Annotated in this window: 15 protein-coding genes; 3 read left to right on the top strand and 12 right to left on the bottom strand. The window is 69.1% G+C overall.

The annotated features are described in order from the left end of the window. Window positions 1–56: 56 nt before the first annotated feature. Both ACIBKX_RS39250 and ACIBKX_RS39245 read left to right on the top strand, forming a co-directional pair. Window positions 57–506, top strand: a complete 450-nt coding sequence (locus ACIBKX_RS39250; RefSeq protein WP_363277839.1) for a nucleoside deaminase — start codon at window positions 57–59, stop codon at window positions 504–506. A 147-nt stretch (window positions 507–653) separates the two neighbouring features. Continuing rightward, window positions 654–1,661 carry a phospholipase gene (locus tag ACIBKX_RS39245; RefSeq protein WP_363277838.1) on the top strand — a complete coding sequence of 336 codons (1,008 nt, stop codon included), beginning with the start codon at window positions 654–656 and terminating at the stop codon, window positions 1,659–1,661. Here the strand turns inward: ACIBKX_RS39245 and ACIBKX_RS39240 are convergent, their stop codons facing one another. From ACIBKX_RS39240 to hemL, 10 genes are all read right to left on the bottom strand, one after another. Next, window positions 1,662–2,183, bottom strand: coding sequence for an SRPBCC domain-containing protein (locus ACIBKX_RS39240; RefSeq protein WP_363277837.1), 522 nt, complete (start codon window positions 2,181–2,183; stop codon window positions 1,662–1,664). A gap of 74 nt (window positions 2,184–2,257) precedes the next feature. Continuing rightward, window positions 2,258–3,202, bottom strand: a complete 945-nt coding sequence (locus tag ACIBKX_RS39235) for a CU044_5270 family protein (protein WP_363277836.1) — start codon at window positions 3,200–3,202, stop codon at window positions 2,258–2,260. Continuing rightward, window positions 3,199–3,828: an RNA polymerase sigma factor gene (locus ACIBKX_RS39230; RefSeq protein ID WP_363277835.1), complete on the bottom strand. Its 630-nt coding sequence runs from the start codon at window positions 3,826–3,828 to the stop codon at window positions 3,199–3,201. The genes ACIBKX_RS39235 and ACIBKX_RS39230 overlap by 4 nt, the downstream gene beginning before the upstream one ends. 97 nt (window positions 3,829–3,925) lie before the next feature. Continuing rightward, window positions 3,926–5,035 carry a c-type cytochrome biogenesis protein CcsB gene (gene ccsB, locus ACIBKX_RS39225; RefSeq protein WP_363277834.1) on the bottom strand — a complete coding sequence of 370 codons (1,110 nt, stop codon included), beginning with the start codon at window positions 5,033–5,035 and terminating at the stop codon, window positions 3,926–3,928. After that, window positions 5,032–6,855: a cytochrome c biogenesis protein ResB gene (locus ACIBKX_RS39220; RefSeq protein WP_363277833.1), complete on the bottom strand. Its 1,824-nt coding sequence runs from the start codon at window positions 6,853–6,855 to the stop codon at window positions 5,032–5,034. The genes ccsB and ACIBKX_RS39220 overlap by 4 nt, the downstream gene beginning before the upstream one ends. Window positions 6,856–6,858: 3 nt before the next feature. Beyond that, window positions 6,859–7,623 (bottom strand): cytochrome c biogenesis protein CcdA, encoded by a 765-nt coding sequence (locus tag ACIBKX_RS39215; RefSeq protein WP_363277857.1) that lies wholly within the window; start codon window positions 7,621–7,623, stop codon window positions 6,859–6,861. A 19-nt stretch (window positions 7,624–7,642) separates the two neighbouring features. Further along, complete coding sequence (locus ACIBKX_RS39210; RefSeq protein WP_363277832.1) at window positions 7,643–8,278, bottom strand: TlpA disulfide reductase family protein; 636 nt, start codon at window positions 8,276–8,278, stop codon at window positions 7,643–7,645. A gap of 66 nt (window positions 8,279–8,344) precedes the next feature. Continuing rightward, entirely contained in the window at window positions 8,345–9,577 is a 1,233-nt protein-coding gene (locus ACIBKX_RS39205; RefSeq protein WP_399377231.1) for a hypothetical protein, read from the bottom strand. A gap of 208 nt (window positions 9,578–9,785) precedes the next feature. Then, a complete protein-coding gene (locus ACIBKX_RS39200; protein WP_363277975.1) occupies window positions 9,786–10,478 on the bottom strand; it encodes a histidine phosphatase family protein in 693 nt (230 codons plus the stop codon). Beyond that, window positions 10,475–11,800, bottom strand: coding sequence for a glutamate-1-semialdehyde 2,1-aminomutase (hemL, locus tag ACIBKX_RS39195; protein ID WP_363277974.1), 1,326 nt, complete (start codon window positions 11,798–11,800; stop codon window positions 10,475–10,477). Before hemL ends, ACIBKX_RS39200 begins: the two co-directional genes overlap by 4 nt. 163 nt (window positions 11,801–11,963) lie before the next feature. On the opposite strand from hemL, the gene ACIBKX_RS39190 reads away from it, so the two are divergent. Continuing rightward, window positions 11,964–12,572, top strand: coding sequence for a hypothetical protein (locus ACIBKX_RS39190; protein WP_363277973.1), 609 nt, complete (start codon window positions 11,964–11,966; stop codon window positions 12,570–12,572). 27 nt (window positions 12,573–12,599) lie between these two features. Here the strand turns inward: ACIBKX_RS39190 and ACIBKX_RS39185 are convergent, their stop codons facing one another. Continuing rightward, a complete protein-coding gene (locus ACIBKX_RS39185; protein ID WP_363277972.1) occupies window positions 12,600–13,181 on the bottom strand; it encodes an FMN reductase in 582 nt (193 codons plus the stop codon). After that, window positions 13,178–14,275: an LLM class flavin-dependent oxidoreductase gene (locus ACIBKX_RS39180; protein WP_363277977.1), complete on the bottom strand. Its 1,098-nt coding sequence runs from the start codon at window positions 14,273–14,275 to the stop codon at window positions 13,178–13,180. Before ACIBKX_RS39180 ends, ACIBKX_RS39185 begins: the two co-directional genes overlap by 4 nt. Window positions 14,276–14,373: the final 98 nt, after the last annotated feature.

The raw sequence follows: 14,373 nt of genomic DNA, 5'->3' as shown, positions 1-14,373 counted from the left end.
GGCAGGGACGATGAGCCCAGGAGAGAAGACGACGGGCCCCGGAGAAGGGTACGTACATGGATCAGGCACAGGCCCGCGCATGGCTCGCGACCGCCGTCGAGGAGGCCCGGCAGGGCCTCGCGGAGGGCGGCATCCCGATCGGCGCCGCGCTCTACGGCGCGGACGGGGCCCTCCTCGGGCGCGGGCACAACCGGCGCGTGCAGGACGGCGATCCGTCCCTGCACGCGGAGACGGCGGCGTTCCGGAATGTCGGGCGGCAGCGGACGTACCGGGGCACGACGATGGTGACCACGCTGTCGCCCTGCTGGTACTGCAGCGGCCTGGTGCGGCAGTTCGGGATCTCGCGGGTGGTCGTGGGCGAGGCGGCGAACTTCCACGGCGGCCACGACTGGCTGGCCGGGCACGGCGTGGAGATCGTCGTCCTCGACGACGCGGAGTGCGTGGCGATGATGCGGGACTTCATCGCGGCCCGCCCGGAGCTGTGGCACGAGGACATCGGGGCTTAGCGGCTCCGGGGGCGTAGCCGCTCCCGGGGGGGGCGTGGCTGATCCGGAGGGCGATCCGCGCACGGAGCGCAGCCATCGGTTACCCGTGGGTAACTTAACGTACAGTGCTGAACCAAAACCTGGCACCGACCGTTAGGACCCGCCCCTATGGCCGCCCCACGCCGCCTCCGTTCCGCACTGCTTCCGCTCGCCCTGGTCGCCTCCGCGGCCGCTCTCGGCACCGGAGCCGCCACGGCCGCGCCGGAGGCCGCGCCCTCCGAAGCCGCCTCCTCGGAAGCCGCGCCGAGCACCGACGGGCAGCGCCCCACCTGGGCCATCGCCCACCGGGTGCTGACCACGGGCGGGGTGACCAGGGCGCTCGCGAACGGGGCCAACGCGGTGGAGATCGACGCCACGGCCTGGCGCAAGGGCTGGTGGGCGGACCACGACGGCACCCTCACCAGCGCCGGCGACACCATGGCGGACATGTTCGACCAGGTGGCGAAGGAACACGACGGCGGGCGTCACGTCTCGTTCGTCTGGCTGGACATGAAGAACCCCGACTGGTGCGACAGCGACGACCCCGAGTGGCGGCACTGCTCCGTGGCAGCGCTGCGGGACCTCGCGCGCGAGAAGCTGGAGAGCCGGGGCATCCGGGTGCTCTACGGCTTCTACGGCACGGAGGGCGGCAGCGGCTGGAAGACCGCCCTCGGCGACCTGAACCCCAAGGAGGCCGTCAGCTACAGCGGCGGCTACGCGCAGGTGCGCGACGGCTTCGCCGAACACGGTCCCGACGTCCCCGGCAGCCGGCGCGTGATGGACAACGGCCTGTTCAGCATGGCGCTGAAGTTCGGCGGCATCCGGGAGGAGCTGGAGGCCGCCAGGAAGCCCAGGGACGCCGGACAGCTCGCGATGACCGTCGGCTGGACGGTGGGCAAGGGCGACGGGAAGCGCGCCGCCACGCTGCTCGACTCGTCCGGCGGGAGCGCCGCCGTGGACGGCCTGATCTACGGCAAGCGGATGTCGTGCTACCCGGACGGCGTCAGCGGCGTGAAGGGCTGCGGCACGAACGACAGCGGGGTGCGGGAGTCGCTCTCGTACATCACGGATTACGTGAAGGCCCACCCGGAGACCCGCCGGATGGCGACCCCGAAGGACATTCCCTTCGGCAGCTGATCACGCCTGCGCGTACCACTCGCGCAGCTCACGCCACCGGTCCAGGCTCCACGTCGACCAGTCCTTCGGGCGCCCGTCGAGCGCGTCGGCGAGGAACTCGAAGTGGTTGTGCCAGCCGGCCAGGCAGTCGAGGCGCAGGGCGTCGTCGCCCGGGAACTCGTTGGTGAAGCGGAGGGTCGTGCTGGCCTTCCCGTCGGCCGGCTCCAGGTGGAACCGGCAGCGTCCGTGCAGGTCGATCGTGTACTCGGCGACGTGCTCGACGTCCCAGGCCGTGATGTGCCCGGAGTGCGTCGCCGCCTCTCCCCCGTTGAGCCAGCGCAGCGTGACCGCGCCGCCAAGCCTCGGCTCGAACACGTCGGCGGCGGCCAGCCACCCCGGAAGACCCTCCGGGGTGGCGACCGCCGTCCAGACCTTTTCCACAGGGTGGGGAAGGTGCAGCTCGTAGTGGAGGTGCTGGGTCGGCCCCGCGGTGCCGGTGGTGGCCTCCGTCCGGCTCGTCCCCTGCCCGATCGTCGCGTTCATGGCACAAGCCTGGCCCGGTACGTCCCGTTCCGCACCCTCGGTGACTGCTTACGGGCAGGCTTTACGGGGCAGGCTTACGGGCGCTGACCCGCCTTGTCGACGATCGTGCGCTCAAGGACCGCGCTGCGGCCGGTGACGGTGCCCTTCTTGAAGCCGGTCGGCAGATCCTCGACGGCGACCTGACGCTCGCCAAGGAATTCCTTGGTCTTCTTGTCGAAGATCAGCTCCTGTCGCTCCCCCTGGTCCTCGCGGGCGATCGCCACGCCGTGCCGCCCCTCCGCGTCCACCGCGTCGTCGATCAGCTTGACGCCGGGGATCTTCGCCGCGGCGAGATAGAGGGCCGCGGCCTGCTTCGGCGGCATCAGCGACTCGTACAGAAGATCGCCGACGAGTACGAAGGTGGCCTGGTCCTCGCTGGAGCTGCCCTCGCTCTCGTTGTGCAGCCAGTCCAGCATGTTGACCGGGTCGGTCGGCAGCTTCAGCAGGTTCTTGTAGTTGGTGTCGGACGGCATGAGCGGCAGATCCGGCTTCATGATCTCGTTCTGGAAGCCGTGGTCGGGCTCGTGCAGAATCTCGTCGTGCCTGCCGTCCACCGAGAGCCAGAACTCCCGCTGGTGCACGGGATCGAGCTCGGCGGGCTTGTCCCCCTCCTGCGACGTGTAGCCGACCCTGCTCTTGATGTAGACGAACTGGTCGTCGCGGATGTCCTTGGGCAACGGCTGCTTCTTCGCCGCGGCGGCGATCTCCTTCAGAAGCTGCACGGTCTCCTTCGAGGGCGGCGCGGCCTGCGCCGACTGGCCGCCGAACGGCGATGCGACGAGCACGCCCGCCGCGACGGCGGCGGCCACCGCGCCCGCGATCAGCGCGGGCCGGAACCACTTCTTCTGCGACTTGCTCTGTGACTTGCTCTGCGACTTGCTCTGCGACTTCTTCTCGCTCTGCCGGATCTCGGTCAACAGGTGCTCCCTGAGCAGGTGATGACGGCCCGGCGGAAGGTCGCGCTCGGGAAATTCGTTCATCGGTTTCCCTCCCTGATGGGCCTGACCGCGGTGGTGCGGCCATCTCTCATCTGTCCACGCGCGTAGGGCAGTTCCATATGTTTCGCGAGTTTTGTACGGGCTCTGGAGAGCCGCGAGCGGACCGTGCCCACCGGGATGCCGAGCGCGGCGGCCGCCGACGCATAGTCCAGGCCCGCCCATACGCACAGGGCGAGCACCTCGCGCTCGGGACGGCGCAGGGCCTCCAGCGCCTTGCGTACGAGGGCCAGTTGCTCCTTGTCGTCGATGCGCCCGGCGACCTCGTCGGCGAAGTCGGCGACGGACTCGTCGCGGGGCAGCCGGGCCACCGCGGCCGCGTGCCGCCGGGCGGCACGCCGGGCGTTGCGGGTCACGTTCGTGGCGACGCCCAGCAGCCACGGCCGCAGCGAACCGCCCTCCTCGTCGACCTTGCCGCGCAGCCGCCACGCCTCCAGGAAGGTCAGCGAGACGGTGTCCTCGGCGGTCGACCAGTCGCCGGTCAGGCGGTAGGCGTGGCTGTAGACGGAGCGCGCGTACGCGTCGAAGAGCTCGCCGAAGGCATCGGCGTCACCGTCCCGGATGCGGACGCGCAAGGCTCTCTGCCGGGCCTGGTGTTCCCCCTGATTCATCTCCACGCCCTCCTACCTGTCCGTACGACGGAGGCCGGTTCCCATGGCCTGGGTCACAGGTCACGGGAACCGGCCTCGAAAGCCGTACGGGAGGGGCTCAGACGCCCGCGTACGAGTGCTTGCCGGTGACGAAGATGTTCACGCCGTAGTAGTTGAACAGCCAGCAGCCGAAGGCGATCAGGGCCAGGTAGGCGGCCTTGCGGCCCTTCCATCCCGCCGTCGCTCGCGCGTGCAGGTAGCAGGCGTAGGCGACCCAGGTGATGAAGGACCAGACCTCCTTGGGGTCCCAGCCCCAGTAGCGGCCCCACGCGTCGCCCGCCCAGATCGCGCCCGCGATGATCGTGAACGTCCACAGCGGGAAGACCGCGGCGTTCACGCGGTAGGTGAACTTGTCGAGCGAGGCCGCCGCGGGCAGCCGCTCCAGGACGGAGGTGGCGAAGCGCCCCGGCGTTCCGCCGCCCGCCAGCTTGTTCTCGTACGAGTCGCGGAAGAGGTACAGGATCGTCGAGACCGCGCCGACGTAGAACACCGCACCGCAGAAGATCGCCGTGGAGACGTGGATCCACAACCAGTACGAGTGAAGGGCGGGAACCAACTGGTCGCTGGCGGTGTACAAGACAGTGACGGCGAGACCGAGATCGAGGAGGACCGTGGTGATCAGCGGAAGCCCGAGCCAGCCCACGTTCTTCTTCAGCACGAGCAGTGCGAGGTACACACCGACGGCCATCGTGGAGAAGGTGATGTTGAACTCGTACATATTGCCCCAGGGGGCCCGCTGCACCGACAGCGCACGCGTCAGCACACCGCCGAACTCGACGAGAAAGCCGAGCACGGTGAGGGACACGGCGATACGGCCGTAGAGGTCCCCCTTCTCGTCACCTGCCGCGGCACCGGGACCGTCCGGCACATCACGGGATCCGCTCGCGGAGCGGGTGACGACCTTGGGGGCCGGCTTCGGCCGGTCGAGGACGGCGGTGCCGCCCTTGGCGTTGACGGTGACCGCGGGCGCCTTGGCAGCGGCGGCCTCGGTCTTGGGGGTGAGCGCGGCGGCCGTGCGGCCGACCTTGCTGCGGCTGCCGAAGATCCACTCCGCCATGTGCGCGAAGAACGCCAGGAGGTAGACGGCCATCGCGGAGTAGATCAGCACATTGCTGATCTGTGCGAGGTTCTCGTTCGGTTCAGCGGCGAGGGTGGTGGCGAGATTCACTTCTCAGCCCCTTCGGCAGGAACAACATCGGGGGTGGGGTCTGCATGGTCAGGGTCGGGCGCGCTGGGCGCCTGCTCATGAAGGTTCGCGGCCAGATCGGCCAGTTCTTCGGGCAGCTTCGCGGACTCGCTGCGGCCGAGCCCGGCCATCTCGACGACGGTGACACCGTCGGCGCCCGGCACGGCCCGCACCCACACGCGGCGGCGCTGGATGAACAGCGAGCCGGCGAGCCCCACGATGGCGCACACCGCGCCGATCAGCGCCCACATGCTGCCGGGCTGCTGCGAGATCTGGAAGGTGGCCCAGCGCTTGATGTCCTTCTCGAAGGTGATCGAGCCCGCGCCGTTCGGCAGCTTCATGGTCTCGCCGGGCCGGATCCGCTGCTTCAGCAGCTCGCCCTTGGAGTCCTCGAACTTCGTCATCTTGCTGGTGTCGAGCTGGTACACGTTCTGCGGCAGACCCGAGTCCACACCGAGGCTTCCGTGGTACGCGGACAGCGCGAGCACGGGATAGTCGAGCGCCGGGAACTGGGAGAACATGTTGCCCTGGCCGGAGCCCGCGAACGTCGGCACGAAGAAGGCGTTGAAGCCGAGCTGCTCCTTCTTCCCGTTCTTGTCGCGGTAGCCGTCGAGCACCTTGATCGCGCCGGTGGCCGTGCCGTTCGAGTCGATCGGAAGCAGCGGCACGGACGCCTTGTAGACGACCTTGCCCTTGCCGTCGCGGACGGTGACGGTCGGGGCGTAGCCCTGGCCGATGAGGTAGACCTTCGAGCCGTCGACCTCGAGCGGCTTGTTGACCTCGATCGCCTTCTTCTTCTCCGGACCGTCGACACCCTCGCTGTAGGTGACGTTCGCCCGGTAGGTGCGGGCCGTCCCCTTCTCGGGGCCCTTCCGCTCGAAGGACGACTCGAAGCTGTCGAGGCGGAAGCTGAACGGCGCCAGCTCCTCGGTGTCGAAGAGGCTGCCGGACTTGAAGTTGTCGTACTGGGTGAGAGTGTTGGAGAACCCGTCGCCCTGGACGACGAGCTTGCCGCCCTCGGACTTGAACAGCGCGCCGACCGCGAAGGCGATCAGGAGCACGATCAGCGAGATGTGGAAGAAGAGGTTGCCCGCCTCCCGCAGATAGCCCTTCTCCGCGGCGACCGAGGCGCCGGACGCGCCCTGGCCGTCCGTGGTGTGCACCCGGAAGCGGCGCCCCTTCAGCAGCGTGAGCGCCGCCTCGTGGACCTGCTCGGGCTCGGCCTCGGTGCGCCAGGTGGTGTACGCGGGCAGTCGGTCGAGCCGCTTGGGCGCGCCCGGCGGGCGGCCGCGGAGCTGGCCGATGAACTGCCAGGTGCGGGGCACGATGCAGCCGATGAGGGAGACGAACAGCAGGATGTAGATCGCCGAGAACCACACGGAGCTGTAGACGTCGAACAGCTGGAGCTTCTCGTAGATCGGCCCGAGCGTCGTGTGGGTCTTCTTGAAGTCCGCGACCTTCAGCTCGTCGATGCTGGTCTGCGGGATCAGCGAACCGGGGATCGCGCCGAGCGAGAGCAGCAGGAGCAGCAGCAGCGCGACCCGCATCGAGGTCAGCTGGCGCCACATCCACCGCACCCAGCCGACGATCTCGCGGCCGGTCCAGCGGAGCCAGCCGGTGACGCCAGGGGCGCGGCTTCCGCCGAAGGAGCCGGGCATCGCCCGGTCGACCGGCGCGGTCGACAGCTGGGAGCCGGCGGCGCCCAGATCGCTCTGCTCCTCAGGCGCCTCGGTCTTGCCCGTGGACTCTTCCGGGGCCTCGGTCTCGCCCGTGGACTCTTCCGGGGCTTCGGTCTTGCTCATGGATCAGATCCCCACCGTGTAGCCGTTGGACCAGACCTGCATCTGCTGCACGATGCCGTCCCAGACGCCGGTGACGAGCAGCAGGCCGGTCGCGATCATCATGATGCCGCCGATGCGCATCACCCAGACGTAGTGCTTCTTCACCCAGCTGAAGGCGCCGAGCGCCTTGCGGAAGGCGACGGCCGCGAGGATGAACGGCACCCCGAGCCCCAGGCAGTACGCGACGCTCAGTATGGCCCCGCGCCCCGCGCTCGCCTGGTCCAGGGCCAGGGTGTTGACGGAGGTGAGCGTCGGCCCGACGCAGGGCGCCCAGCCGACGGCGAACAGCGCGCCGAGCACCGGGGCGCCCGCGAGCCCGGCGGCGGGCTTCTTGTGGAAGCGGAACTCCCGCTGGGACAGCCACGGCATGAGCCCCATGAAGAAGATGCCGAGCAGGATCATCACGGCGCCGAGGATCTTGGTGATGACGTCCTGATAGTCCTGAAGGTTCTGTCCGGCGTAGCCGAAGAGCGCGCCGGTGGAGACGAACACGGCGGTGAAGCCGAGCACGAAGAGCCCGGCCCCCGCGGCCATCCGCCCCCGCCTGGCGTCCGCGAGATCCGTGCCGCCGACCCCGGTGACATACGACAGATAGCCCGGCACCAGCGGCAGGACGCACGGCGAGAAGAAGGAGACGAGGCCGCCGAGCAGGGCGACCGGCAGGGCCAGCAGCAGGGCCCCGTTCATGACGGTCTGGTTGGGTTCGCCGACCGCGGCGAGGGTGGACATCACGGGCATCACGGGGAGATCACTTCTCCGCGATCAGCGGGTCGATCATCTTGCGCAGCTTCTTCTCGTTCAGCGGCTGCTGCGAGCGCGCGGCGACCTTCCCGTCCCGGTCGAGCACGATCGTGGAGGGAATGTAGTTCGGGTTCAGCGTGCCCTTGGGGAAGCGCAGCATCAGCTTGCCCATCGGGTCGTGCAGGCTCGGGTAGGGAACCTTGTAGTTCTCCTCGAACGCGAGCGCGGGACCCTTGTCGTTGTCGCGGGTGTTGATCCCGACGAACTGGACGCCCTGGTCCTTGGTGTCCTCGGCGACCTTCACGAAGTTCGGCGCCTCGGCCCGGCAGGGCGGGCACCAGGAGCCCCAGACGTTGAGGACGACGACCTTGCCCTTGTAGTCGTCGAGGCTGAGCTCCTTGCCCTCCAGGGTCTTGCCGTCGATCTCCGGGCCGTCCTTGCGGTCGCCCTTGTCGACGGTGGAGATGCCGTCCTTGCCGGTGATGAAGTTCGTGTTGCCCGAGCCGCCCGACGTGCCGCCGGAGCCGCACGCCGAGAGCGTCAGCGCCGCGACCGCGGCCCCAGCGCCCAGCAGGGCGGCGCGGCTGCGGCTGCGACTACGGCTGCGGTTCATGCGGTGGGGGGCGCGGCAGGCGGCACTCATGTGAAAAGTTTCGCATGTCTGTTTCGGGGATCTTCCGCACCCCCCGCGGTTGCGGAAAGTCCCATTTCAGGCGGCCTTTCCCAGCCCCTTCCAGCCACCTGCGGGCCGCTGCCCGACCTCAAGGCCCTGGAGGTCGGCGAGGACCTTCGGGTCCTGGACGTCGAGCCAGTCGACGAACTGCCGGAAGGAGACGAGGCGTACGTCCTTCTTGCCCGCGATGTGCTTGAGGGCCGCTTCGACGGCGTCCATGTAGATGCCGCCGTTCCATTCCTCGAAGTGGTTGCCGACGAAGAACGGGGCGCGGTTGGTGTCGTAGGCCCGCTCGAAGCCCTTGATGTAGGCCTCGGTGGCCTGCTTGCGCCAGCCCGGGTAGTTGTGGGAGGGCGCCTTCGTGGAGTTCTGCGACTGGTTGGCGAGGATGTTGTAGTCCATCGACAGGACCTCGAAGGAGTGCCCGGGGAACGGCATGGCCTGCAGCGGCAGGTCCCAGATCCCCAGCTTCTTCTCGGGCCAGCGCTGCCGGCCGCCGGGCGACGAGGCGTCGTAGCGCCAGCCGAGCTTCTTCGCCGTCGGCAGCAGATTGTCCTGGCCGAGGAGGCAGGGGGTGCGGCCGCCGACGAGTTCCTTGTCGTAGTCGAAGGGCAGCGGCGGCAGATCGCTCCAGCCGGTGTTGGTCCGCCATTCCTTGACGAAGGAGACGGCCTGGTCGATCTCGCTCTGCCACTGCGCGGACGTCCAGTTGGCCACCGAGCCGGTGCCGGCGCAGAAGTGCCCGTTGAAGTGCGTGCCGATCTCATGGCCCTCCAGCCAGGCCTGACGCACGTACTTGAGGGTCTCCTTGATGTGCCCGTCGGTCAGATAACCGATGTCCGAGGCACCCACGCCGTTGTTCGGCGGCCGGTACATCCGCTTCTTCGACTCGGGCAGCAGATAAAGCCCCGAGAGGAAGAACGTCATCCGCGCGTCATGCTCCTCGGCCAGCTTGAGGAAACGCGGGAAAAGGCCATTGCCGACCTCGCCGGCCCCGTCCCAGGAGAACACGACGAACTGCGGCGGCGTCTGCCCCGGCTCCAGCGGCACCGGCTTCGCGGGCTGACGCGGCTGCTGCCCGGTGTACGCCGTCGAACCGTCCCCGATCGGCTTCGCCGGACGCTTGGCCCCGTCGCCCTTGCCGTCCTTCGCGGGCCCCGCGGAGTGACTCTCGCTGCCGCCACCACCCGTACCGCAGCCCGCGATCCCCAACGCGGCCGCGGCACCGGCTCCGAGGCCCAGCATTCCCCTGCGACTGAAGTCGCGCATTCCCATTCCCCTGTTCGTCGCGCCGTCGCCCGCCCCTGCCGGTCATGCAGGACGGACGACTCGTTAGAGGGCTCAACAAACACAGGGGTTCCGACAAGTGGCACATATTGAGTGCCTTTTACCGAGATCGGACATTCAGTCGCCGAGTGATTACCCGGCGTGGACAACCGCGCCCCGTAAGGGGCGCGGGGCTGTTCCATATGCGGCTCTACGCCCCGAAGGCCTTCGCCTTTCCCTTCACCGGCTTGGCACCCGCCAGCAAATGCGCCGGGACCAAGTCCCGGGCAGGCTCCGTGTACCCCACGGAAACGATCTTGTCGCCGCGGTACGTGAACGTGGTCAGCGAAGCCAGCGTGCACTGCCGCTTACGCGGGTCATGCCAAAGCCGCCGCTTCTCCACAAAGCTGCGCACGATCCAGATCGGCAGCTGATGGCTGACGCACACGGCCTCATGCCCGCGCGCCGCGTCCTTCGCGGCGTCCAGCGCACCCATCATCCGCACGACCTGCTCGACGTACGGCTCGCCCCAGGACGGCTTGAAGGGATTGACCAGGTGCTTCCAGTTCTCCGGGTTCTTCAGCGCGCCGTCGCCGACGCCGAAGGTCTTGCCCTCGAAGACATTGCCCGCCTCGATGAGCCGGCCGTCCGTCGCCAGGTCCAGGCCGTGCACCTTGGCGATGGGCGTCGCCGTCTCCTGCGCACGGTCGAGCGGCGAGGCCACGACATGCGTGATGTCGCGCTGCGCGAGATGCTCGGCGACCCGGTCGGCCATCTGCCGCCCCAGCTCGGAGAGGTGGTAGTCGGGCAGCCGCCCGTACAGAATCCCCTCCGGGTTGTGCACCTCGCCGTGGCGCATCACGTGGACGACGGTCAACTCCTCGCCCGCTGCCGAACCGGTCATGCGGTGGCCTCCGTAGCTTCCGCGGCCGCGCGCGCGGCACCCGGCAGGGCGGCGGCGATCCGCTCGATCGCCCGCTCGTCATGGGCGGTGGACACGAACCAGGACTCGAAGGCGGAGGGCGGCAGATACACGCCCTGCGACAGCATCGAGTGGAAGAAGGCGGTGAAGCGGAACGACTCCTGCGCCTTCGCGTCGTCGTAGTTGCGCACCTCGCCTTCGGTGAAGAACACGGAGAACATGTTCGACGCGTTCTGCAGCCGGTGCGCGACGCCCTCCTTGGCGAGCGACGCCGTCACCAGTCCGCGCAGCTCCTCGGAGACGGCGTCCACCTTCGCGTACGCCGCGTCGTCCAGGAGGCGCAGCTGCGCCAGGCCCGCGGCCGTCGCGATCGGGTTACCGGACAGGGTGCCCGCCTGGTAGACCGGCCCGACCGGCGCGAGGTGCGCCATGACGTCGGCGCGGCCACCGAAAGCGGCGGCCGGGAAGCCGCCGCCCATGACCTTGCCGAAGGTCATCAGGTCGGGCCGCACACCGTCGACGCCGAACCAGCCCGCCTTCGACGTACGGAAGCCGGTCATCACCTCGTCCGAGATGTACAGCGCGCCGTTCTCCCGGCACAGGTCCGCGAGGCCCTGGTTGAAGCCCGGCAGCGGCGGCACGACGCCCATGTTGCCCGGCGAGGCCTCGGTGATCACGCAGGCGATCTCACCGGCGTTCGCCGCGAACGCGGCGCGGACGGCCTCCAGGTCGTTGTACGGAACGACGATCGTGTCGCCCGCCTGGGCGCCGGTGACGCCCGGGGTGTCGGGAAGCCCGAAGGTCGCCACGCCCGAACCGGCGGCGGCCAGCAGCGCGTCCACGTGCCCGTGATAGCACCCGGCGAACTTGATCACCTTGGCGCGGCCGGTGAAACCGCGGGCCAGCCGGATGGCCGACATGGTCGCCTCGGTCCCGCTGGACACGAGGCGCACCTGCTCGACCGGCTCGATCCGGGCGACGATCTCCTCGGCGAGCGCGACCTCGCCCTCGCCGGGCGTACCGAACGACGTGCCGCGCGCGACGGCCTCCTGGACGGCGGCGATCACATCGGGGTGGGAGTGGCCGAGGATCATCGGACCCCACGAACACACGAGGTCGACGTACTCCCGGCCGTCGGCATCCGTCAGGTACGGACCGGTACCGGACACCATGAAGCGGGGCGTACCACCCACAGCGCGGAACGCGCGCACGGGAGAGTTCACACCGCCGGGCGTCACGGCCGCCGCACGGTCGAAGAGAGTCTGCGAAACTGGGGCGCTATACGGGAAGCTCACATGAACCATGGTGTCAGAGCCTTCGGACATCCTGCGGACAGGTGTTTCACTCCACGTTTTAGCGAGTGACCGTGGGGGAGGTCACTGACACGATGATCGGGTTGCGTGGCGGGGGCCGCGAGGCCTAGAAATGCAGGGGCGGGGCGCCCTGGAAAAGCAGTCGGGTGGAGATATGCATCGCGGTGGCGGACTGGGCGAGGGGACCGACGACCTGGGCCCCCGGCGTGCCCGGCGGATCGGCAGGCACCGGCGCGAGGCGGAAGCGGCCGAGACGCAGCCACCACGACAGCCCGGACCGGGCGAGACCGAGCATGACCGGGCGGCAACCAGGAGTGGCCGGGTGGGCGGGGTGACGTACAAATATTTCGGCGCCCCGGACGGCGCGACGGCGGCTCGTGTGCCCATCTCCATGCGCCCCGAGGAGCTCGGCGGCGACGAGCTCGGCATGGGCGGCATGTTCACGAAGATCAAGCCGGAGACGGTGGCCGCGATGGTCCTGACCGGCATCGAGGGCATACCCCTGCACAAGGTCCCCCCGCTGGAACTGGTCGTCCTGCACCCCGACTACGCCGTGGTGAAACTCCCCATGACGGTCGTCGACCCGCTGCGCGGCATCGGCGAGGAGTCGGTGGGAGCCGCAGCCTTCATCTGGTCCACGGTCCCCGACCGCGGCGGCCCGCGCGACGCGTTCAACGTCTACCAACTCCTGCACGAATGGCAGGACTTCAGCCACCGCCTGCATGACGCGGGGCATCAGGCGTACTGCCTGGTCTGGCCCTGAGCCCCGCGTCCCCGGCGCTTCACCGGCCTACTCCGGCCGCAGCGCCGCCAACTGCCGCTCGAAGGGGATCAGTTCGTCCTCCTCGACCGCTGCCGGGCGCATGATTCCGGCCAGTTCCTTGCCGGCCCGCTCCACGCGCTCGTCCAGGCCGTCCGCGCCCCAGTCCTCGGACGCCGCGTACACGGCCGTCGGTACGGTCATGGCCCGCAGGTAGGCGAACAGCGGGCGCAGCGCGTGTTCCAGGACCAGCGAATGGCGGGCGGTGCCGCCCGTCGCGGCGAGCAGCACCGGCGTACCGGCGAGCGCGTCCTTGTCCATGACGGTCAGTACGTCGAAGAACGACTTGAACAGACCGCTGTACGAGGCGGAGAAGACCGGCGTGACGACGATCAGGCCGTCCGCGCCCTTCACCGCGTCCGCCGCCGCGCTCAGCGCCGGGCCGGGGAATCCGGTGACGTAGTTGTGCGCGATCTCGACGGCCAGGTCGCGGAGTTCGACGATCTCGATCTCCACGTCCGCGTGCCGGGCCGTGGCCGCCGCGAGACGGTCGGCCAGGAGGCGCGTCGAGGACGGGACGCTCAGGCCCGCGGAGACGACTGTGAGCTTCATGCGGTGGCCTCCAAGCTCTGGTTCTGCGCGGCCGTCACCCGGGCCGCGTGCGTCGGGGCGTGCGGGACGTCCGCCGGGCGGTTCTTCGCGAACTCCTCGCGCAGCACCGGTACGACCTCCTCGCCGAGGATGTCCAGCTGCTCCAGGACCGTCTTGAGGGGCAGGCCCGCGTGGTCCATCAGGAACAGCTGGCGCTGGTAGTCGCCGACGGTGTCCCGGAAGGACAGCGTCCGCTCGATGACCTCCTGCGGGGAGCCGACGGTCAGCGGGGTCTGGGACGTGAACTCCTCCAGCGATGGACCGTGTCCGTAGACCGGTGCGTTGTCGAAGTACGGGCGGAACTCCTTCACCGCGTCCTGGGAGTTCTTCCGCATGAACACCTGGCCGCCGAGCCCGACGATCGCCTGCTCCGGAGTGCCGTGTCCGTAGTGCGCGTACCGGTCGCGGTACAGCTCGACCATCTTCTTGGTGTGCTCCTGCGGCCAGAAGATGTTGTTGTGGAAGAAGCCGTCTCCGTAGTACGCCGCCTGCTCGGCGATCTCCGGGGAGCGGATCGAGCCGTGCCAGACGAACGGCGCGACACCGTCCAGCGGGCGGGGCGTCGACGTGAACGACTGGAGCGGCGTACGGAACTTGCCCTCCCAGGTGACCACGTCCTCGCGCCACAGGCGGTGCAGGAGGGCGTAGTTCTCGACGGCGAGGTTGATGCCCTGACGGATGTCCTTGCCGAACCACGGATAGACCGGGCCGGTGTTGCCGCGCCCCATCATCACGTCGGCCCGGCCACCCGCCAGGTGCTGGAGCATCGCGAAGTCCTCGGCGATCTTCACCGGGTCGTTCGTGGTGATGAGGGTGGTGGAGGTGGAGAGGATCAGGTTCTCGGTGCGGGCGGCGATGTAGCCGAGCATCGTGGTGGGCGAGGAGGGGACGAACGGCGGGTTGTGGTGCTCGCCGGTCGCGAAGACGTCGAGCCCGACCTCCTCCGCCTTCAGCGCGATCGCGACCATGGCCTTGATGCGCTCGTGCTCGGTGGGGGTGCGGCCCGTGGTGGGGTCCGGCGTCACGTCGCCGACGCTGAAGATCCCGAACTGCATGCCGGATCCGGACTGCATGGCTGACTCACTCTCCACATTGTTGACTGTTCAACTACATCTTCGGAACAGTGGCCCGCCGAGGGGTATTCCCGGGGCAC

The organism is Streptomyces sp. NPDC050658 (assembly GCF_044457025.1).
Lineage (GTDB): Bacteria > Actinomycetota > Actinomycetes > Streptomycetales > Streptomycetaceae > Streptomyces.
The sequence above is the reverse complement of the archived record's forward strand: the minus strand, read 5'-3'. Positions and strand labels throughout refer to the sequence as shown.